Below are 21,379 nucleotides of genomic sequence, written 5' to 3' on the forward strand. Positions count from 1 at the left end.
ACCAGTATATTTCTTTTCTTTAATAACTAACCGGCTCACCGAGCTGATGTACTGACGCGTCGGGCCGGTGGAGCTAATCGAACACTGCTAATTTATCTGCGAGAGATTTGTGCATAATCGAAAATTGTAATACATTTTGTAAAACAATTAATATAATGTCATGAGATCAGTTCGTTTGCCGGAAGATTTAGAGAAAGAGCTGGAGATGTTAGCCGATCAAAAAAATGTATCCCGCTCCAATATTATAAAAGAAGCCTTGGTGGAGTATATGGCAAAAGAGAAGAAATATAACAAACCCTATGAAGCGGGCGCAGCCTACTTTGGAAAGCATGGGAGCGGTGAAGCAAACCGATCCGTAACCTATAAATCCCGCATAAAAGATAAGATCCGTGATAAGCACACTGATTGATGCCGGTCCTGTAATTGCTCTGTTTGATCGCGATGATCAGCATCATTCCAGAGTAATGGAATTTATGAGAGATTTCAGGGGGAGGCTGATTTCTACCTGGCCGGTTTTAACGGAAGTATCCTACATGCTCGATTTTAACAAAGAAACACAGTTGAACTTTTTGGATTGGGTAGCGGAAGGGGGTATCGAAGTAGTAAACCTTGAACAGTGGCAATTCATTAAAGTAAAAGAAGTGATAGAGAGGTACGCTGATTTACCGGCAGATTTTACGGATGCATCCCTTGTTGTTACGGCCGAGTCTCGCGACCTTGAATCAATTATTACGCTGGACAGTGATTTTGGAGTATATAAATTGAGTAACGGCCAATACCTGTCAAACCTATTGGACCAGTAAAATAAACCTTTTTGAGAGGTTGGAATAGACAACAAAAAAAGCGTATCTTTACAGTCTTCTGTTGCTCGGCAAAGTGCCAGAGCGACTGCTTTCATCTCAGGAAGCAACCAAAGAAAAACATATCAAAATGAGCAAAAACTATTACGAGTTTACCTATATCATAAATCCTGTTCTCGAAGAGGATAAGTTCAAAGAAACCGTCGATAAAGTTACCAATCTGATCGAAAAGAACGGCGGAGAAATTGATGAAGTAGATGAGTGGGGCTTACGTCAGTTCGCATACAACATCGATAAAAAAGGCAGTGGTTATTATGTGAATATGTATTTCACAGCACCCGCTGAAGCTATTGCCAGCGTTGAACGTCAATTAAGAATCGATGATGACATTCTTCGATACCTAACGCTGAAATATGACGCCAAAATGCTACGTCACCGTGAACTTCAAAAGAAAAATGAAGTGCCGGATATCTTCGCGATTGAAGATGAAGACGAATCGGAAGAAGACGACGATTAATTAAAGAGAACCCACACCTAAAGATTTTGAATTATGATTAAGAATCCATCACATCCAAAGAAAGGTCAACGTAAGGTAAAACAGTGCAAATTTACACGTGCCGGAGTTGAGTACATTGATTACAAAGACGTAGATACTCTCCAGCGTTTTACTAACGACCAGGGTAAAATTCTCCCTCGACGTGTTACCGGTACCAGTGCAAAGCACCAGCGACAGTTAACAACGGCCGTGAAAAGAGCTCGATTTTTAGCTCTTATGCCATACGTAGCTGAAAACCTTAGATAAAATTTTAAGTTGACAGAATTATGAAAATCATACTTAGAGAAGACGTAGAAAAATTAGGACAGTCCGGCGAAGTTGTTGATGTAAAAGACGGTTACGGACGTAATTACCTGATTCCTCAAGGAAAAGCCGTTATGGCAACCAAAGGAGCGATTCAGGAACTTGAAAGACTGAAGAAAGAAGCAGCTCGTCAGGCTGAGTTTACCGTTAAGGAAGCTAAAGAACTGGCTAAGCAGCTGGAAGTAACTTCACTTACTATCCCTGTAACAACCGGTGAAGAAGACAAAATTCACGGAACCGTAACCAATGCTGACATTGCAGCGGCTCTGGAAGAGCGTGAAATTCTTGTTGACAAGAAAGACATCTCACTTGATCAGGATGTGAAAGCTCTTGGTGAATACACAGCCACCGTAAACCTTGTTGGAGATCTAAATCCTCAGGTTAAGTTCTGGGTTGTTAAAGACGAGTGATAACTTTCTGACTCGATTTCGACACACTAATTTCGGATAAATTGAGTTAGCATTCGTAAGATAAACGGTTGCGCAGTCATCCAAGAACAAACGTATTTATTACAAGGAAACGTAGTGATGCCGAAATTGATTGAACATACAGATTGCAGATAACAACCGTGACGGCTAACTCAAAGAAATTAGGTTTAATGAAATCATCTCAAACACTATTAATGGGGATCATCATCATGATGTTATCCCCATTTTTTATTCACGCCCAAATCCCTGATCCTGTTAAATTCAGCGTTTCGGAAGCCCCGGAAGAAGTGCTGGCCGGTGAAGTTTTTGAGATAAAAATTGATGCCTCTATCGAAGGTGACTGGCACCTATATTCTATTCTAAACGACAAAGATGCCGGTCCTTTCCCAACTGAGTTTTCTGCTAAGTCACCCAATTTTGTAATCACCGGTGATGTTCTAGAGTCTGAGGCCGATATTGAATTCGATCCTAATTTCGAGGCTGAATTAGGTTGGCACAGCAGTTTCGCCAGTTTTACCGTTCCCGTTGCTATCAAAACCAATCAGACAGGATCACAGAATCTGGACATCGAAGTTTTTTACCAGGTATGTGATGACCGGGTCTGCCTTCCGCCCAAATCAAAATCGATTATTGCGGGAGTAACGGTAACCGGGATTTCAGAAAGTCCTGTTGAACAAGCTGTTTATAAAGAAGAGTCGGGTACAGCAGGCGGTGAAATAAAAGAATCATCGTTGGGTGGAGACGGGATTTTCTCTTTTATTTGGGTGGCTATTCTGGCCGGATTTGCAGCCTTGCTTACACCATGTGTCTTTCCCATGATTCCATTAACCGTTTCATATTTCTCTAAACAGGAAGGTTCAGGGAAGGGAATTGGAGGTGCTGTTTTATTCGGAATCGCTATTGTCATCACTTTTACGATTCTGGGTGTTTTGCTTGCGGCTATTTTCGGAGTATCGGGTGCTCAGAATTTTGCTTCCAATCCATGGGTGAACCTGTTTATTGCTTTTGTGTTGGTGGCTTTTGCCTTCAGTTTGTTGGGGATGTATGAACTGCGATTACCTCATCAGTTAACAAACTGGCTGAACCGGCAAAGTAATGAGAGCTCCGGAATAGCCGGTATATTATTTATGGCACTCACGATCAGCGCGGTTTCATTTTCATGTACTGCACCCTTTGTGGGCGGTGTGTTTGCTGCAACTACCGGAGGAGAATGGTTCTACCCCATCATTGGGATGATTGGGTTTTCAGCCGCATTTGCGAGCCCTTTTGTGATCCTGGCCATTTTCCCCAAATGGATGGAATCGTTACCCAAAAGCGGCTCATGGATGAATATTGTAAAAGTATTGCTGGGTTTTATAGAACTTGCTGCAGCTTTTAAATTCCTTTCCAATGTGGATTTGGTTTGGGAGTGGGGAGTTGTTTCCCGTCCGTTAACCATCGCCGCTTGGATTGCCATTTTCTTACTCACCGGTTTATACCTGCTGGGCACGTACTCGCTAAAGCATGAGCAAAAGCCTGAAAGTATTTCTACCGGAAGAATGCTGCTTTCGATTCCTTTTCTGCTGTTCAGTTTCTACTTAATTCCGGGACTGTTGGGTTCTTCACTGGGCATCTGGGATGCATTCCTTCCACCAAAACAAGCTACGGATGTAAGTTTAGTGGCATCAATCGGAACAACTCCGGGCTCGGGAGCTACTACCAGTGCGGATGAAGGCTGGTCAAAAGATTATGAAGCCTCCCGGGAGGCCGCAAAAGAAGCAGGGATACCTGTTTTCATCGACTTCACGGGTTATACCTGCACCAACTGCCGGGCTATGGAATCAAATATCTTTCCGCTGGAAGAAGTTGTACAACGCTTTGATCAAATGGAGCTGGTCAAGCTCTACACTGATGGCGGTCCGGATGGGCCGGAAAATCAGATGTTCCAGTTTGAGTTGACCGGAAACGTAGCCCTTCCAACTTACGCTATTGTTGATCCTGAATCGGGGCGGGTAATTACCCAAAGTTTAGGGTACAGTAAGAAAGATGAGTTTGTGGCATTTCTGGATCGCGGACTTCAGGCATTTAATAATCGCTGATTGTTGACCCTTTCCGCGGAAAGCTTTAGCCTTAATCACACCCAAATAAATGTAAATCCCTCTGGCTGCACCTGCGACCCAAACATTCGTTCATTATCTGGCCTGCACACTACTGTTGTGCTTCGCAAGTTTGGGTTCTGTACATGGGCAGACGCCTGTTGATCAGCAAAAATTACTGCAATCCTTTGACCCGGATTCCTCCTATTTTTTAGGGGAGTGGGTGATTCCATCAAGCATCAATATTACTGCCGATGGAACGGAGCTTAGCTCAGAAAAATGGACTTTTGATGAACAATCAGGATTGCTTTCTTTTCGGGAAAATAATCTTCCCGATTACAGGCAGGTAGTAGTTCGCTATCAGGAATTTCCTTTTACTATTTCCAGAACCTATCAACCCCGGAAACCGATAGAACTGGATAGTACGTTATTTGCTGATCCGGATTCTCTGGAAGAAGAAATTGCAAGCCGGCAACGGCAACCCGGTTTAGCTGAATCCAATCTAAGGCAATCGGGAAGCTTGAGCAGAGGCATTATTGTAGGTTCCAATCAGGATTTTGCGCTCGAGAGCGGATTGAATTTTGAACTCAGCGGAGCCCTGACCGAGAATATAAACATCAACGCCTCTTTAACCGATCAAAGCATTCCCATTCAGCCCGATGGTACCACGCAAAACCTCCGGGAATTTGATAAGGTGTTTATTCAGGTGGAAGCTCCGAACACAACAGTGGAAATGGGGGATGTGGACATCAGCCTGGAACAAAGTACGTTTGCCCGACTCAACAGAAGGCTTCAGGGAGCCACCGGATATGTGAATTCGGACTATGGCGATTATACCGGTGCGGCTTCGGTGGTGAGGGGTACTTATAAACCCATGAGTTTTTCAGGACAAGATGGGTTTCAGGGGCCCTACCGGCTAACCGGCCGTAACGATCAGGAGTTTGTGATTATCCTTGCCGGAACCGAGCGGGTTTATGTAAACGGACAACAGGTGCAAAGGGGAGCAGAGCATGACTATATTATCGACTATGGCTTAGGGGAAGTCACCTTCACCAACAACCTGCTTATCAAAGATGAAACCCGAATTGTGATTGAGTATGAGTATGTAGATCAGGATTTCAACCGAACGATGGTGGCTGCAGAAGGCGGCGGGGATTTTTTAGATGGGAGAATGAAGGTTGGAGCATCGGTCATACGCCAGGCAGACGGTGATGACCTCTTGTCTCAACAAGTGCTCACCCAAAGTGATATTGAATTACTTCAGGATGTTGGAGATGACCTTGGTGACGCGGTAGTAAACGGAGCCCGGATAGCTACCGAAGATGAGCGGGATCGGTTCGTTATGTATGCAGAGATTGATACAGTTTTGGAAGGGCAAAGCTATACGATCTACCAAAATCAGCCCGGCTCGGAAGATGCAATTTACAGGGTGCAATTTACTAATGTAGGAGAAGGAGAGGGCAGCTACCGCCGGGTGAGCAGTCAGGTAAATGGCTTATTATATGAATGGGTTGGTCCCGGGCTTGGCAGTTATGAGCCATTTCGCCAGCTTCCGGCTCCCCAAAAACAACAAATGGCAGCTATTTATGGCAGCTTCAATGTCAGTGACAATATTCAGTTATTCGGGGAATGGGCGGCCAGTGATTTTGATGCGAACCGTTTTTCCTCTCTTGATGACGCCAATAATACAGATATGGCTTATGAATCCGGTTTGAGGATTTCGGAAGCAAATTCAGCAATTGGCAAAATTAATGCATCTGTGAGCAGAAGATATTCAGGTAGGAGATTTCAGTTTTTTGAACGCACCCGAGACGTTGAGTTTGACCGCAAGTGGAATATCACCCGAACCGGAGAAAGCAAGGAAGTGATCAATCAGGCGAGTTTGAGTGTGAGCCCAACCGGGCAAACAACAATTGGGGGTGAGCTGGGAATTGTTGAAAGGGATCGGTTTTATGGGGTTCGTCAGGCTTCATTCATCTCAAGTTCGGAAGAAGGAATCATGGATGTGAGTTACAGGCAGGATTGGGTAAAAAGTGAAGATGAAGTTTTGAATCAGAATGGGAACTGGTTTAGACACAACGGGTCTTTAAGTAAAGGATTTGATGCCGGTTCAACTCTTATTACGCCCTATGTGTCCTTCGAGCAAGAGAACAGGGAGCAACGTAACGCCCAAACAGATTCACTCACCCAACTTTCTCGGAACTTCTATGATGTGGGGCCGGGATTACGGGTAACATTTTCAGATCTGGAACTGGATGCATCTGTAGCATATCGGGAAGAGGAGGGCGTGATCGATAATCGGCTGCAGGATGAAGCCAGAGCCATTGAGCAGCGATACCGGGTAAGCTACCGGCCCGGCAGTAATTTTGGGACTACCAACGAAGTGCGACTGAGGGATAAACAGTTCACCGAAGCTTTTGAAGCAGAAGGTGGGAGAAATCGTCAGGGCTTGCTTATTAAATCGGTTACAAACTATTCAACCAATAATGAGTTGCTGGATGGGGAGTTTTTCTACGAGGCTAACACTCAGCGGCGTGCTTTATTACAGGAAACCTATATTGAAGTAGGTCCTGAAATTGGGCAGTATGTATGGGATGATCTGAACGGAGACGGCACTCAACAGGTGGATGAGTTTTTCCTGGAAGTGAGCCCTAATGAAGGAACGTTCATTCGCCAGTTTTTACCCTCCGATGAGTTGTTGCCGGTCATAGACTTGAATGCCCGGTTGCTTAATACTATTCAGCCTTTAGTCTTTTTGGAGGAAGGAAGCTGGCTTCGTGAAATCAGGTTAAGATCGAGAATAGACATTACCGAAAATTCTACAACCCGTGATTTGGCCGATGTTTATTTGCTGAAGCTGAGCTCGTTCCGAAATGACTCCAACACCGTGCAGGGCAGGCTGCTTTGGGAAAAAGAATTAAATCTATTGAATGGAGTGAATCGAGCCGACCTGCGCCTGGGATATTCACAAAACCGGAGCCTGAATCAGAGAAGTACCGAGTCGATTGAAAGCTACACCGACTTAACGTACCTGAATACGGCATTAGATATTACCGATCGCATTCGGATTTCCCTTGATGCTTTGGGAAGTACAAACCGAAGCGAAAGCAGCCGGCTCCAAAACAGAAATTATGACATCAGAACGCTTTCCTTTAAACCTGGGATAAACGGGACCATCAACCGATCCTGGAATGCAGGGCTGGAAATTTCTTATGCCCGAAAAGAAGACCGGTTTCCAGAGGAGAATGTAACAGCTGATTTACTGAAAGTTTCGACCACACACCGAACCTTTCTGTGGAGAAAACTTCAATCCAACCTTCGACTGGAATTACGAAATACGACAGTGAATGGAAGTTCATCGTCGTATGGAAACTATGAGCTGACGGAGGGAACAGGGGAGGGGACGAATCTGATATGGTCGCTCAATAGTACATACCGTGCAAGTAATTTAATTCGGATAAGTTTTAATTATGACGGGAGAACCGTCTCAGACCGTGCTGCCATACATACTATAAAATTAGTTATGAGTGCAACTTTTTGATAAAACTCCTTAAAAATCTGTAAGTTAAAGGAGTGAATCGGAAAGTGGGTAACATTACGTAAAAATGACTTTTTAAGACGGATGTTACTTTGACATTTAGTATAAAATGAACTATTCTTTCGCTTCATTAATCTTAGCCTTTAACAATTAAACTATTAGTGGAGTAGACATGATATCGTCGATTGCTCTTTTTCTCTTACAAGCCCCTGCTGACGAAGGGTTTTTTAATGTCGTAGTAGCAAAATTTAACGAAGGTAATGAAGGTGGATGGATGTGGCCCGTACTGGTTACATTGATCCTCGGTCTCGCCATTTTTCTTGAGCGGATCATTACTCTCAACCTTGCTGACATCAACACACGTAAATTTATCGTTAACGTACAAGAAGCTCTTCAAGACGGTGGTATCGAAGCTGCTGAAGAACTTTGTGCACAAACCCGAGGTCCTGTAGCGTCAGTTTTTCAAGCTGGTTTAATGCGTTCTCACGAAGGTATTGAAGCCGCCGAAAAAGCAATTTCAGCCTACGGCTCTATTGAAATGAGCTTCCTCGAGCGCGGCCTTGTATGGTTATCACTTTTCATTGCAATTGCTCCGCTATTCGGATTCCTTGGTACCGTAGTAGGTATGATTGAGGCTTTCGATGATATTGAAGCTGCAGCTGATATTTCACCAAGTATTGTTGCCGGTGGTATTAAGACAGCTCTTTTGACAACCGCCGGAGGTTTGATTGCGGGTATTATTCTTCAAATTGGATACAACTATTGCGTGTCTAAAATTGACCGACTGATTGCAGAAATGGAAGAAAGTTCAATCACCCTGATTGACTCCATTATTATGCTGAATGAAGGAAAAGATTTAGTTCCTCCATCTACCAGCGACACTGACGCATAATTAGAATCCAAACAATAAAAAGGATATAGATATGGTTGCAATTAGTGTCGGACTTGCTCTCGGGTTAATCGTTCTCGGTGTGGTCACTATGGCCGGTGCCGGAGTACGAAGCCTGGTAATGGGCAAGCAGGACTACAAAAAGATTGGAATGATGGCCATCCCATTTGTTGTCTTCGGAATTGCATATGCAATATCCGGCGAGTTTTCTGATGCCGGAGTGATGACAGCAGCTCTAATGATGCTTGGTATGGTTGCAGCGATAGTCCTTACCGGACTTCGCGGAACATTTAAGTTTTAGTAGGAACGCAATATGCTACTTAAAAAAAGAAAAAGAGAAAGTGCGGAGATCAATGGATCTTCCATGGCCGATATCGCCTTTCTCTTGCTGATCTTCTTTCTGGTAACAACAACGATTAACGTTGATACCGGAATTGGGTTGGTGCTACCTCCACCATTGGAAGATGATGTGGAACCACCACCCATTAAAGAAAGAAACCTGATGAATATTCTTGTAAATCAGGAAGGACGAATTGTGATGGACGAAGAATTCTATCAACTTGGTGAAGTAAAAGCTCGGTTGATTGAGTTCATTAAGAATCCAACACAAGATCCGAATCTGGCTGAAACTCCCGACTTGGCGATTGTTTCTATCAGAACCCAACGCGAAACTCCTTACCGCATTTATGTTGATATGTTAGATGAGGTAATGGGCGCTTACAAGGATCTTAGAGACGAAGCTTCAAGGGCTAATTATGGTGTTCCATATGGCGCTCTCGAAGAAGACAGTCCTCAGCAAGAGCAGGTAAAGGATATGTATCCGAAGAAAATCTCAATAGCAGAACCTAACGAATAATCTATCATGGCTCATTTTAAAAAGAAGAATGCAGGCAGTAAGCAGGAAGTGCCAACTTCCGCCATGCCGGATGTTGTATTTATGTTACTCTTCTTCTTTATGGTAACCACCGTATTGAGAGAAGTGACATTAAAGGTTCGTGTTAATCTTACCCAGGCCGAAAACATTGAAAAGATTGAGCAAAAGCGACTTCTTTCCTATGTATATATCGGGCCGGAACGACTTCCGGGTAATAAACTTGGTGAAGATAAGGTTCAGATTGATGATGCTATCGTTGAAGATATTGGCGGAATAAGAACGCTGATGTACGACAAGCTTCGCGAACAGCCTAAATTAATTGTGTCTTTACGTGTGGATGAGAACTCCGAGTTCGGACTTCTCACCGACGTTCAGGAAGAATTGAAGCAGGCCAGCACGTTTCGTATAAACTACTCTACACGTCGCGAACCTTAATTATATTTTTTAAAGATTAAGGCAGCTGTACCCAGTGGTGCAGGTGCCTTTTTTTATTTTAACCCCTCTCTTTATGTCTGAAGAATTTCAAACGATACAAAGCATTGGAAGCAAAGGGCTTCTTGAAAAGATTTCAAACTATGATGCTTTCAAAAACGAAAAGGTAACGCAATCTATTGGAGACGATGCTGCCGTAATTAAAGAAGATGACGGAAACCTGACCCTTCTTTCCAGCGATACCTACGTTGAGGGAGTAGATTTTGATCCTACTTACACTCCTTTTAATCACCTTGGCTATAAAATACTTTCGGCTGGCGTAAGTGACATCTATGCCATGAATGGCAAACCTGAGGCAGTTCTGGTGAATCTTGCCGTACCCAACCGAATGTCTGTCCAAATGGTTGAAGATTTATATCAGGGAATATATGCAGCCGGTAAGCTCCATGAAGTTGAAGTTGTTGGTGGCGACCTGAAAGCTAATCACGCCAACCTGGTGGTTTCCATTAGCGTTTATGGTAAAGTAGATGAAGAACACATCACATATCGTAAAGGTGCCAATGAAGGCGATGCCATTTGTATAACCGGGGATCTTGGTGGAGCACTTGCCGGACTTCGGATTCTAATGCGTGAAAAGAAATTCTGGGAAGAGCATGGCGATGAATCTATTCAGCCCGAGCTGGGAGATTATCAGTTTGTGGTTAAGAGACAACTGGTGCCGGAAGCAAGAAAAGATCTTGTGGATACGTTAAGAGAAAAGAACTTTATACCCACCTCAATGATCGATATCACCAAAGGGCTGGTTAGTGAAGTCAATTCTGTTTCCGAGGCATCTGATCTTGGAGCCTACATTTATCAGGCAGCATTGCCTATAGCAATCGAAACCCGTCAGGTAGCCGACGAAATGCAGGAAGACGTGGATCATTATGCGCTGTTTGGTGGGGAAGATCTGGAACTTATGTTCACTTTGTCGGAAGAGAAAGTGGAAGAGTTCGTTAATCATTTTAATGATTTTGTAGTAATAGGGCGCATGGTACCCAAAGAAGAGGGCATGAAAATGCAGACGGCAGAGGGCGACGTGGTCTCATTTGATGATTTGTCATAATAAAGTCAGTGGCACGTTTTTTGCCAAGAGTTAGTTCGGTTCAATAAAGATAATTCGATCTGGTAAACTCATCTGAGTGTAAGGTTCGTTATATTATAGTCTAAGATAATTTTATAAGCTTGTTTTAATGGCGCAAAAAGACCAAAATCAAAAAAAATCAGTAAAGCCAGACGGCAAAAAAGGCGGTAACTCCCCTAAATTTCCTACCTGGAGCATATTTGTATTATTCTTCGTACTTCTACTTGCACAAGTACTTTTCTTTTCTCCCGACACCGGAAACAGAATTAAATACAGCAAGTTTCTCGAACATGTTGAAAATGGATATGTAAGTGAAATAACAATCACCAATGGAGTGGATGTAACCGGGGTCTATTCTGATAAAGCCATTTCCGATGGAATTATAAATCGCCCGGCACAGGAAGACAGCAACAATCTCCCGTTTTCTACAGAAAATGTTGAAGATTTTAAAAAATTCAGAACCACTATGCTGCGCGGGGATGAAATTCGTCCCGTACTGGATTCCAACGCTGTTGAGTATGACGTTCGGATTGAAGAAGATTGGTTCAGCGGTATTTTCGTTTGGCTGATCCCAATTGCGCTATTGATTGTAATCTGGATATTCATTTTCAGAAAAATGAATCCCGGGCAGCAAGTTCTCAATATTGGAAAGAATAAAGCCTCTCTCTACGATCAGCAAAAAGAAACCAAAGTTACTTTTGAAGATGTGGCAGGACTTCAGGAAGCCAAAGCCGAAGTTGAAGAGGTTGTAGAATTCCTGAAAAACCCACAGAAGTTTACCAAGCTTGGTGGGGTGCTACCTAAGGGCGTCCTGTTGGTGGGCCCTCCGGGAACCGGTAAAACATTGCTTGCCAAAGCAACAGCTGGAGAGGCCAGCGTGCCATTCTTTAGCTTAAGTGGTTCAGACTTCGTAGAAATGTTTGTAGGAGTGGGTGCAGCCCGAGTTCGTGACTTGTTCAAGCAAGCCAAGGAAAAAGCGCCATGTATTATATTTATTGATGAAATTGATTCCATTGGTCGTACCCGTGGAAGAGGAATGGCAATGGGTTCAAATGATGAGCGGGAGAACACGTTGAATCAGCTGCTCAGTGAAATGGATGGATTTAACTCTGACAAAGGGGTGATCCTGATGGCGGCCACCAACCGCCCGGATATTCTTGATTCAGCCTTGTTACGCCCGGGGCGTTTTGATCGTCAGATTATGATTGACAAGCCTGACTTAAACGGACGAGTTGAAATCCTGAGGGTTCACACCAAAAAATTAAAACTCTCGGATAACATTGACTTGAGAGTGTTAGCATCTCAAACTCCCGGTTTTGCCGGTGCCGATTTGGCCAACCTCTGTAACGAAGCTGCCCTGTTGGCAGCCCGACGTGAGAAGAACAGCATTGAGATGGAAGACTTCCAGGATTCTATTGAGAAGGTAATTGCCGGACTGGAGCGTAAGAATAAGTTGATTAGTCCGGACGAACGAAAAATTGTGGCATATCACGAGGCCGGCCATGCTGTTGTGGGCTGGTTCCTGGAGCATACCGACCCGGTGTTGAAAGTAAGTATTGTTCCACGTGGCTTAGCCGCGTTGGGTTATACTTTACAAACTCCGCTTGAAGAACGCTTCCTCATGACAACCGAGGAATTGAACGACAAAATCTGTGCGCTGCTTGGTGGGCGAGTAGCTGAGGAAATCATCTTTGGCCGAATTTCTACCGGTGCACAAAACGACCTTGAGCGTATCACAACGATGGCGTTTGCTATGGTTGCCGAATACGGTATGAGTGAGAAGCTTGGTTATATTTCTCTGAAAGATTCACAGAACCCGGAGAACAGCTACGGATTCAATAAAAAGTATTCAGAGCAGACCAGTGAGCAAATCGATAAAGAAGTGCGTAAGATTATTGACCTTAATCATGACCGAACTATCGAGTTGCTCAAGAAGCATAAGGATGAGCTCGAAAAACTGGCTGAAGCACTTCTTGAAAGAGAAGTTCTTGACCACCACGCCCTGAGGGACCTGCTGGGTGATCGTCCGCACGGAAAATATCCGGATGGAATTTTCGAGCCACGCTCTGATTCCAAGAAAAATGGAGTTCAGAAAGAAGACGAAGAAAAATCTGATGTGGCTGATGCTGAGATAGTTGAATCTGAGGATACTCAAGAGGCAAAAGAAGAGACAAAAAACGACACAGAAGATTCCAAGGCCTGAAAGGGTGGCTATTAACATTGAGATAATCTACAGGTAAACAAAGGATAACGCCTCCTTAACAGTAGCGCAAAGGCTGAGGTTTAGTTTTGCAGTGCATTATGAAAGCAAAACTAAAACATATCAGCACACGTGAAAACACACATAATATCAGCACTCGTTTGTTTTGCGCTTTCTTTTTCGTATAACCTAAAAGCGCAGGATGCAGGTACCATCACCGGTACCGTTGTAGATGCCGAAAGCGGCGAAACTCTTATCGGAGTTAATGTAGTACTTCAGGGAACTACTATAGGTACTTCCACAAATCTTGATGGCCAATATACCATCAAGAATATTGAACCGGGCAGTTATACCCTTGAAGTCAGTTACATTTCTTTTCAAAAACAAATCATAACCGGCGTAGAGGTAAATTCCGGCGAAGTAACCAAGCTGGATATTACCCTACAACCCGAAACCGAAAAGCTCGAGGACGTAATTATTACGGCCGAAGCTATTTTGGATAATGAAGCCGGGTTGCTCAGGCAGCGTCAAAAAGCCATTTCATTCAGCGATGCTATTTCTGCTGAAAGTATCTCCAGCAGCGGTAGCGGAGATGCAGCCGGAGCCCTAAAGAAAGTTGTTGGGGCTTCTGTAGTGGATGGTAAATATGTATTCATCCGGGGATTGGGAGACCGATACACCAGTACCCACCTGAACGGATCAGAACTACCTTCAGCAGATCCTAACAGGAAATCTTTTCAGCTCGACATTTTTCCAAGCAATCTTCTGGAGAACATCGTAACCCTGAAAACCTTTACTCCGGACAAACCGGGTAACTTCAGCGGGGGGTTAGTAGATATTGCAACCAAAGATTTTCCAGAGCAATTCTCATTCCAGGCTTCTGCCTCAACAGGGTTCAATACCAAATCTACGTTCACAGACCTTGTAATAGGAGATCCAAGCAGTACCGATTATTTGGGTTTTGACGGAGGGAGAAGAGGAGTCCCTCAGGAAGTCCGTGACTTTATAAAAAGCGGACAAGAATTTCCAACCCTGCGTGATACCCGCAATGATCCGGAAGCTGCAGAAACACTCGATCGTTTATCAAATGCTTTCAACAACGAGTTTCGTCCCCGTGAGCAGTATGGGGTGATGGACCAGAGTTATGGTATTTCCATCGGGAATCAGGTTCCATTTTTAGGGAACGACCTGGGATACACGGCCAGCTTTTCATACAGCCAGGGGTATTCCGGTTACGATGACGGAGTGGTATCAAGATACGACCTGGTTGGTAATTTCGACGATTCTGAGCAGCTGTTTCGCCGGCTTGATGTGACTGACATCAAAGGCCAGCGCAACGTGGACTGGGGTGGAATGGCAACACTATCGTATCGACTGTCTGATGCGCATAAAGTTTCCGCACGTTTCCTGAGAACTCAAAGCGGTACCGGCGAAGGTCGCTATTTAGAAGGTTTTCAGTACGACATCCCCAATGCTCTTTTCCAAACTCGCGTGGTTCAATATACGGAGCGAAGTCTGTCTTCATTTCAGTTAAGCGGTAAGAGCTATTTCGAGAATTTTCTCAAAACTACCATAGAGTGGAAAGCCGCAAGTGCAACCAATATTCAGGATGAACCTGATTTGCGTTACTTCACCACGCAGGTGGATACTTTTCCATCAGGGGCAATTCTCCATTCAAGCCCAACCAATAACTTCCAGCGACCCGGACGTTTTTACCGGAACCTGGAAGAGTCGAACCGTTCAGTTGGTGTGGATGTAACCATTCCTTTTAATTCCTTTAACGGAGTGGCAGGTAACATCAAGTTTGGTGGTAACCTTGTTGATGTTGATCGTGATTTCAGAGAACAACGATTTGACTTCTATACCGACACACAGAACTTCACCCTGAACGATGTGGAAGGGAATGTGGATGCGTTTTTTGATTCACTGGGAATCTTAGGATACAGCAACAGTGGCCGGCCGGAGTTTGGAAACTATGTACAGAATGCTTCAACCCCCAGAAGTAATTATGACGCCACACGAACCGTTTCTGCTGCTTATCTAATGACCGAATTGCCCGTTACCGATTGGTTCAGGCTAATTGGGGGAGTGCGGCTTGAACAGGCTGATATTGAAGTGGTAAGCCAGGATACATCGCTTGCGGTTGGTTCAATCTCCAATACCGATTATCTGCCTTCCATTAATGGTATTCTCAGCCTCACCGATAATATGAATATCCGTGCAGCATATACCAAAACGGTAGCTCGGCCTACATTCAGGGAGCTCGCACCTTATATCACCTTCGACTTTGTAGGGGGATTATTATTTCAGGGGAATGAAAACCTGAAGCGCACGCTGATTACCAATTATGATCTTCGCTGGGAATTATTCACCGGTCCGGGTGAAATACTGGCTGTAAGCGGGTTCTATAAAGAACTGAAAAATCCTTTAGAGCGGGTAATCAGAACGGATATCGGGAATGACGCACTCTCCATTCAAAATGTAGAAGAAGGGCGTGTGTATGGGCTCGAACTAGAAGTCCGCAAAAATCTGGGCTTCCTTACAGAGAATCTGCGGCACTTTTCATTAGCTACCAACTATACGCTGGTACGCTCTTATGTGGACATTCCTGAATTAGAACTGCTTGTTATTCGAAATGCAAAACCTGATGCAGAAGATACCAGGGAACTGCAGGGCCAATCTCCTTTCCTCTTCAATTTTGATTTGGGGTACTCGAACCCTGACATCGAATTCAACTCCTCGGTGAGTTACAACTACTTTGGAGACCGATTGGGGATTATCTCTGAGGGTGCCACCCCCGATATCTATGAACGAGGATATGGCTCTCTCAATTTCACCGCAAACAAAACCATTGCTGATCATTTCGAGCTCAGCTTTAAGGTGAGCAATATTCTGGACCCGTATATCATTCAGTCACAATCTTTTAATGGTGACGAATATTTCTATCAGCGATATAAGCGTGGACGTACATTTTCTCTGGGCATTAAATACAAGATTTAAAGAGGCTTTAACTCAAATCCCAAATAACCAAAACGTACAAATGAAAAAAGTAACGCTACTTATTGCAGCATTGATGATTGTTCCCGCTCTTGCGATGGCGCAAACAACAGTGACTGTCAGTTCTAACATAACGGAAGACACCGAATGGACTTCTGACAACGAATACCTGCTCGATGGTATGATCTTCGTAACCGACGGTGCAGATCTTTATATCGAAGCCGGAACTACAGTACGCGGAGCAGCAGGGCAAGACCTTGATGCTTCCGGACTGGTAATTACCCGTGGTTCCAGAATCTTCGCTGAAGGAACTGCTGATTCCCCAATTATCTTCACAGCAGAAGATGATGCCAACTTAACCAAAGATGATGTTGGTGAGTGGGGTGGTATTGTAATTCTTGGCCGTGCATCAACAAATAATACTGTTGAAGCGACTATCGAAGGTGTGAATGAAATCGAGTCTGATCCTGCTCTTGTAGGCTATGGTGGAGATAACGACATGGACAATTCGGGTGTTCTTCGTTATGTATCTATTCGTCACACAGGAATCAATATTGGTTCCAGTTCAGGTAATGAAATTCAAGGACTGACTTTAGGTGCAGTAGGTGCCGGTACTACCATCGAATACGTTGAGTCATTTGCCTCAGGTGATGACGGATACGAGTGGTTCGGTGGAACAGTAAATACCAAATATTTGGTGTCTGCTTTTAATAATGATGATGCCTTTGACTGGGACCAGGGCTTTCGTGGAAAAGGTCAGTTCTGGTTTGTGATTCAGGACAGTGATCAGGCCGGACGTTCTGCTGAAATGGACGGAGCCGGAGGAGATGAAACAGGTACTCCATTCGCCTATCCTGTTATCTCCAACGCGACCTATGTAGGACCTGGTGTTACTTCTACTCCATCCGGAGATCCGGGACAAATGCTTGAGTTCCGTGACAATACAGGTGCTCTTTATACTAACTCCATCTTTACCGACCACCCCGGTAACGCCCTTCGCGTGGAAGATGTGGATGGTGTTGATGAATTCGACTCAAGAGCTCGTCTCGAAGCAGATTCTTTGAACATCAATAATAGTGTATTCTTCAGTTTTGGTACAGGAAATACCCTGGCCGAGATGGCTACCAACGATTACGAAGCCACCATGCTGAATGAAAACGGCAATAGCGTTACAGATCCTCAGTTAGGGGGAATTAGCCGAACCGATGATGCAGGTTTAGACCCGTGTCCGGGCAATGCTGATGTTCTTGAGGGAGCAGAAATTCCAAATGATGCTTTCTTCAGTAATGTAGCTTACAAAGGTGCTTTTGGCGGTAACAACTGGTTAGCCGGATGGACTGCCCTGGATCAATACGGATACCTGGCAGCTGAAGGCACAGCTGGAATGGTAACGGTTTCAGCCAATATTACCGAAGATACATACTGGACTGCAGACAACGAATATCTTCTGGACGGGATGATTTTCGTAACCAACGGTGCTGATCTTTATATCGAAGCCGGAACCACCGTTCGCGGGGCAGCCGGTCAGGATCTTGATGCTTCCGGGTTAGTAATTACTCGCGATTCCAGAATTTTTGCTGAAGGTTCTCCAAGCAACCCTATTGTATTTACAGCTGAAGAGGATGCCAACTTAACAAAAGATGATGTTGGAGAATGGGGCGGTGTAGTAATTCTTGGCCGCGCTTCAACAAACAATACCGTTGAAGCTACTATCGAAGGTGTAAATGAGATTGAGTCTGATCCTGCACTGGTAGGATACGGTGGTACAGACGACATGGATGATTCCGGTGTACTTCGATATGTATCGATTCGACACACAGGAATCAACATTGGATCCAGTTCAGGTAATGAGATTCAGGGACTGACTTTAGGTGGAGTAGGTGCCGGTACAACTATCGAGTATGTTGAGTCATTTGCCTCAGGTGATGACGGATACGAGTGGTTCGGTGGAACAGTAAACACCCGTTACCTGATTTCCGCTTTCAACAATGATGACGCTTTTGACTGGGATCAGGGCTTCCGTGGAAAAGGACAATTCTGGTTTGTAATTCAGGATAGTGACCAAGCAGGTCGTTCAGCAGAAATGGATGGAGCTGGCGGAGATGAAACCGGTACGCCATTCGCCTACCCGGTAATTGCAAATGCTACCTATATTGGACCGGGTTCATCCTCAACACCATCCGGAGATCCGGGACAAATGCTGGAATTTCGTGATAACACCGGGGCTCTTTACGCCAACTCTGTATTTACCGACCACCCGGGCAATGCCCTTCGCGTAGAAGATGTAGATGGCGTAGATGACTTCGATTCACGTGCCCGACTGGAAGCAGACTCACTCAATATCAACAACAGCTTCTTCTTTGACTTCGGTACGGGTTCAACTATTGCTGAAATTGCTACCAACGATTACGAAGCTACCATGCTGAATGAAAACGGAAACTCAGTGACCGACCCACAACTGATTGGTATCAGCCGGACTACTGACGGAGGTTTGGATCCTCGTCCTGTTCCAACAAGCCCTGTTTACGGAGCAGCCGGATCGATGGGAGATAGCTGGTTCTACAGCACAAATTACGTTGGAGCCTTCGATGGTACTAACTGGGCAGCAGGATGGACTGCTCTGGACGCTTACGGCTTCCTGGGAGACGGCGTAGTTACGGATACAGAAGAACCGGTTGCCGAAGTGCCAAATGCGGTTTCTCTGAACCAGAACTATCCGAACCCATTCAACCCAACTACACAAATCAGCTTTACACTGCCACAAGCGCAGCAGGTAACACTGAAGGTGTATGACATGCTGGGACGTGAAGTGGCTACGCTTGCAAACAGAGAAATGTTCTCGTCAGGTATGAATACCCTGAACTTTAATGCAAGCAATCTCTCAAGTGGATTGTACATCTATCGCTTAACCAGTGGAAATGTGGCTATAACGCGTAAGATGACACTGATTAAGTAATTAACCTATTCCTACTCACATAAACGTCTCACATCACTGTGAGGTGTGCTGATCAGAGAGAGCTCCGGGGAACCGGGGCTCTCTTTTTTTTGACCACAGATTATTGAATTTAAGGATTGCAGGGATTACTTAACCTTTACGTCATTTCTGCGGAGGCAAGAATCTGGATCTTGTGCAATTGCCGTGAGACGATATGTTCGTTATAAATCTCGGTAACAAAGTTGTTGACACTCAACAGATATTACCGTACCATTAATCGTACAATTACGATATACGATTATGGCACTCACAAAAGCACAATTATTCGACGAAAAACAGGTGAAAGCTGCTGAGTTTGCAAAAGCTCTGGCTCATCCCGCACGTATAGCTATTCTTGAAATACTGGCAAAGCGAAATACCTGTATATGTGGAGATATCACCGAAGAGCTACCCCTGGCTCAATCCACCGTTTCCCAGCATTTGAAAGCATTGAAGTCTGCGGGAATTATAAAAGGTGAGATCGACGGAGTCCGAACCTGTTATTGCCTGGATGAAGATAATGTAGCTGAATTAAAAAACGTGATGGAATCATTGTTAAAAGATCTGACGACCCAGAACCCAAATTGCTGTTAAATAGGTATTCATAATCCCCCAATTCAAAATTTCCCAATTATGAAAACACATCAAAAATCACCCAAAGAGCTAAAAGAAACGGTTCGGAAGAAATACAGCCAGATCAGCGAACAGGCTAAAGATTATAACGCTCGTTCCTGTTGTGGGGCAGGGGGAGAATCCACCAAGGTATATAACATCATGACAGATGATTACAGTGAATTGGAGGGCTATAATGCTGATGCAGATTTAGGTTTGGGTTGTGGGCTGCCAACTCAATTTGCTCAAATCAGGAAAGGGAACTATGTAATTGACCTGGGTTCCGGAGCCGGCAATGATTGTTTTGTAGCAAGGCATGAGGCCGGGGCAGAAGGAAAGGTGCTGGGCATTGACTTTGCAGAACCGATGATTGCTAAAGCACGGCAAAATGCAGACAAGCTTGGGTTTAATAATGTAGAATTTCGATATGGGGATATAGAAGAACTGCCGGTTTCTGATGATGTAGCCGATGTAGTGGTCAGCAACTGTGTATTGAACCTGGTTCCCGACAAAGAAAAAGTATTTACCGAAATTCACAGGGTGCTTAAACCCGGCGGACATTTCAGTATTTCTGATATTGTATTGGAGGGAGATCTCCCGGAAGCCCTTCGGGAAGATGCCGAAATGTATGCAGGGTGTGTAGCCGGCGCCATCCAAAAAGAAACCTATCTGGGCTATATCAAAGAAGCCGGATTTGAAGACATCACCATCCAGAAGGAAAAACCGATTGAGATTCCCGAGGATATTCTAAGTCAGTATTTAGCTGAGCATGAAATGGCCGAATTTAACTCAGGCGGAACTGGTATTTACAGCATCACTGTCTTTGCCCGTAAAGCCGGGGAAGGTAAATCAGAGAAAAAGGAAGCTGTGACGATGCTTGGAAATGCCAACGCTAATGCTTGCGAGCCCGGTTCGGGATGCTGCTAAGTTTCTTATCTGATGTATAGTAAACTGAAAGAATACATTCAAAAGCTGGAATCCGGTTACGATTCCATTCCTGAGCAAAGAAAGGAAAACCTGAAGAAACTGTCTGCTTATATCAAAACAAAGACAGAGAACGATCAGGTAGCTAAACTGAACTACATTTGTACGCATAACAGCCGGCGGAGTCACCTCGCCCAAATCTGGACTGCAGCGGCTGCGCATTATTATAGGATTGATAATATTGAAACCTATTCAGGTGGGACTGAAGCAACAGCCTTTAATACGAGGGCGGTGGCAGCTATTGAAAGAGCCGGATTCATAGTTGATAACCCCGGTGGTGGTAATCCCCGTTATCAGATCACATTTAGTGAAGAAGCAGCATCGCTTACCTGTTTCTCCAAGAAATTTGATGATAATGTCAACCCGGATACATCCTTTGCGGCTGTAATGACCTGCTCCGATGCGGATAAGAATTGCCCGTTTGTGCCCGGTACCGAATTCAGAATTGCTGTTACCTACCGTGATCCAAAAGAATCAGACGGCACCGATAAAGAGAAAGAAACCTATGATGAACGATGTTTTCAGATTGCTAAAGAGATGTTTTATATGATGAGCAAGGTCTAAAAAAATTTACCCATATTAATCGCAAAAATA

General features: G+C 44.5%; 18 protein-coding genes. All 18 read left to right on the forward strand.

Annotated features, from left to right (window positions below; translation table 11 throughout):
* Positions 1 to 160: 160 nt before the first annotated feature.
* The 18 genes from JJ941_RS14280 to JJ941_RS14365 all read left to right on the forward strand — a co-directional run bounded on the left by JJ941_RS14280 (position 161) and on the right by JJ941_RS14365 (position 21,349).
* Positions 161 to 409 carry a CopG family transcriptional regulator gene (locus tag JJ941_RS14280; RefSeq protein WP_290966618.1) on the forward strand — a complete coding sequence of 83 codons (249 nt, stop codon included), beginning with the start codon at positions 161 to 163 and terminating at the stop codon, positions 407 to 409.
* Entirely contained in the window at positions 390 to 803 is a 414-nt protein-coding gene (locus JJ941_RS14285) for a PIN domain-containing protein (RefSeq protein WP_290966621.1), read from the forward strand. The genes JJ941_RS14280 and JJ941_RS14285 overlap by 20 nt, the downstream gene beginning before the upstream one ends.
* Before the next feature lie 127 nt (positions 804 to 930).
* On the forward strand, positions 931 to 1,317 hold the full coding sequence (gene rpsF, locus JJ941_RS14290) for a 30S ribosomal protein S6 (RefSeq protein ID WP_255135041.1): 387 nt from the start codon (positions 931 to 933) through the stop codon (positions 1,315 to 1,317).
* Between the two features lie 33 nt (positions 1,318 to 1,350).
* On the forward strand, positions 1,351 to 1,602 hold the full coding sequence (rpsR, locus tag JJ941_RS14295; RefSeq protein WP_255135040.1) for a 30S ribosomal protein S18: 252 nt from the start codon (positions 1,351 to 1,353) through the stop codon (positions 1,600 to 1,602).
* 20 nt (positions 1,603 to 1,622) lie between these two features.
* Positions 1,623 to 2,069 (forward strand): 50S ribosomal protein L9, encoded by a 447-nt coding sequence (gene rplI / locus JJ941_RS14300; protein ID WP_255135039.1) that lies wholly within the window; start codon positions 1,623 to 1,625, stop codon positions 2,067 to 2,069.
* 188 nt (positions 2,070 to 2,257) lie between these two features.
* Positions 2,258 to 4,165 (forward strand): cytochrome c biogenesis protein CcdA, encoded by a 1,908-nt coding sequence (locus JJ941_RS14305; protein WP_290966627.1) that lies wholly within the window; start codon positions 2,258 to 2,260, stop codon positions 4,163 to 4,165.
* Between the two features lie 130 nt (positions 4,166 to 4,295).
* Positions 4,296 to 7,703: a hypothetical protein gene (locus JJ941_RS14310; protein WP_290966630.1), complete on the forward strand. Its 3,408-nt coding sequence runs from the start codon at positions 4,296 to 4,298 to the stop codon at positions 7,701 to 7,703.
* A gap of 169 nt (positions 7,704 to 7,872) precedes the next feature.
* Entirely contained in the window at positions 7,873 to 8,592 is a 720-nt protein-coding gene (locus JJ941_RS14315) for a MotA/TolQ/ExbB proton channel family protein (RefSeq protein ID WP_255135036.1), read from the forward strand.
* A 31-nt stretch (positions 8,593 to 8,623) separates the two neighbouring features.
* Positions 8,624 to 8,890 (forward strand): hypothetical protein, encoded by a 267-nt coding sequence (locus JJ941_RS14320; protein ID WP_255135035.1) that lies wholly within the window; start codon positions 8,624 to 8,626, stop codon positions 8,888 to 8,890.
* A 12-nt stretch (positions 8,891 to 8,902) separates the two neighbouring features.
* Positions 8,903 to 9,445, forward strand: a complete 543-nt coding sequence (locus JJ941_RS14325) for a biopolymer transporter ExbD (protein WP_290966636.1) — start codon at positions 8,903 to 8,905, stop codon at positions 9,443 to 9,445.
* A 6-nt stretch (positions 9,446 to 9,451) separates the two neighbouring features.
* A complete protein-coding gene (locus JJ941_RS14330) occupies positions 9,452 to 9,898 on the forward strand; it encodes a biopolymer transporter ExbD (RefSeq protein WP_255135033.1) in 447 nt (148 codons plus the stop codon).
* Between the two features lie 73 nt (positions 9,899 to 9,971).
* Positions 9,972 to 11,000: a thiamine-phosphate kinase gene (gene thiL / locus JJ941_RS14335; protein WP_290966639.1), complete on the forward strand. Its 1,029-nt coding sequence runs from the start codon at positions 9,972 to 9,974 to the stop codon at positions 10,998 to 11,000.
* 127 nt (positions 11,001 to 11,127) lie between these two features.
* Positions 11,128 to 13,221, forward strand: a complete 2,094-nt coding sequence (gene ftsH, locus JJ941_RS14340) for an ATP-dependent zinc metalloprotease FtsH (protein ID WP_290966642.1) — start codon at positions 11,128 to 11,130, stop codon at positions 13,219 to 13,221.
* 129 nt (positions 13,222 to 13,350) lie between these two features.
* Positions 13,351 to 16,218, forward strand: a complete 2,868-nt coding sequence (locus JJ941_RS14345; protein ID WP_290966646.1) for a TonB-dependent receptor — start codon at positions 13,351 to 13,353, stop codon at positions 16,216 to 16,218.
* 40 nt (positions 16,219 to 16,258) lie between these two features.
* Positions 16,259 to 19,171, forward strand: a complete 2,913-nt coding sequence (locus tag JJ941_RS14350) for a T9SS type A sorting domain-containing protein (RefSeq protein ID WP_290966648.1) — start codon at positions 16,259 to 16,261, stop codon at positions 19,169 to 19,171.
* 279 nt (positions 19,172 to 19,450) lie between these two features.
* On the forward strand, positions 19,451 to 19,783 hold the full coding sequence (locus tag JJ941_RS14355; protein ID WP_290966650.1) for a metalloregulator ArsR/SmtB family transcription factor: 333 nt from the start codon (positions 19,451 to 19,453) through the stop codon (positions 19,781 to 19,783).
* Between the two features lie 39 nt (positions 19,784 to 19,822).
* Positions 19,823 to 20,728, forward strand: coding sequence for an arsenite methyltransferase (locus JJ941_RS14360; RefSeq protein WP_290966653.1), 906 nt, complete (start codon positions 19,823 to 19,825; stop codon positions 20,726 to 20,728).
* A gap of 12 nt (positions 20,729 to 20,740) precedes the next feature.
* Positions 20,741 to 21,349, forward strand: coding sequence for a protein-tyrosine-phosphatase (locus JJ941_RS14365; protein WP_290966656.1), 609 nt, complete (start codon positions 20,741 to 20,743; stop codon positions 21,347 to 21,349).
* The last annotated feature ends 30 nt before the right edge of the window (positions 21,350 to 21,379 follow it).

It is taken from the genome of Gracilimonas sp., from assembly GCF_017641085.1.
Taxonomy (GTDB): Bacteria; Bacteroidota; Rhodothermia; order Balneolales; family Balneolaceae; genus Gracilimonas.

Excerpts from the sequence above, each read along its gene's own strand:
- JJ941_RS14280 (WP_290966618.1), top strand. The coding sequence starts at position 161 with ATGAGATCAGTTCGTTTGCCGGAAGATTTAGAGAAAGAGCTGGAGATG.
- rpsF (WP_255135041.1), top strand. The coding sequence starts at position 931 with ATGAGCAAAAACTATTACGAGTTTACCTATATCATAAATCCTGTTCTC.
- rpsR (WP_255135040.1), top strand. The coding sequence starts at position 1,351 with ATGATTAAGAATCCATCACATCCAAAGAAAGGTCAACGTAAGGTAAAA.
- rplI (WP_255135039.1), top strand. The coding sequence starts at position 1,623 with ATGAAAATCATACTTAGAGAAGACGTAGAAAAATTAGGACAGTCCGGC.
- JJ941_RS14305 (WP_290966627.1), top strand. The coding sequence starts at position 2,258 with ATGAAATCATCTCAAACACTATTAATGGGGATCATCATCATGATGTTA.
- JJ941_RS14315 (WP_255135036.1), top strand. The coding sequence starts at position 7,873 with ATGATATCGTCGATTGCTCTTTTTCTCTTACAAGCCCCTGCTGACGAA.
- JJ941_RS14320 (WP_255135035.1), top strand. The coding sequence starts at position 8,624 with ATGGTTGCAATTAGTGTCGGACTTGCTCTCGGGTTAATCGTTCTCGGT.
- JJ941_RS14325 (WP_290966636.1), top strand. The coding sequence starts at position 8,903 with ATGCTACTTAAAAAAAGAAAAAGAGAAAGTGCGGAGATCAATGGATCT.
- JJ941_RS14330 (WP_255135033.1), top strand. The coding sequence starts at position 9,452 with ATGGCTCATTTTAAAAAGAAGAATGCAGGCAGTAAGCAGGAAGTGCCA.
- thiL (WP_290966639.1), top strand. The coding sequence starts at position 9,972 with ATGTCTGAAGAATTTCAAACGATACAAAGCATTGGAAGCAAAGGGCTT.
- ftsH (WP_290966642.1), top strand. The coding sequence starts at position 11,128 with ATGGCGCAAAAAGACCAAAATCAAAAAAAATCAGTAAAGCCAGACGGC.
- JJ941_RS14350 (WP_290966648.1), top strand. The coding sequence starts at position 16,259 with ATGAAAAAAGTAACGCTACTTATTGCAGCATTGATGATTGTTCCCGCT.
- JJ941_RS14355 (WP_290966650.1), top strand. The coding sequence starts at position 19,451 with ATGGCACTCACAAAAGCACAATTATTCGACGAAAAACAGGTGAAAGCT.
- JJ941_RS14360 (WP_290966653.1), top strand. The coding sequence starts at position 19,823 with ATGAAAACACATCAAAAATCACCCAAAGAGCTAAAAGAAACGGTTCGG.
- JJ941_RS14365 (WP_290966656.1), top strand. The coding sequence starts at position 20,741 with ATGTATAGTAAACTGAAAGAATACATTCAAAAGCTGGAATCCGGTTAC.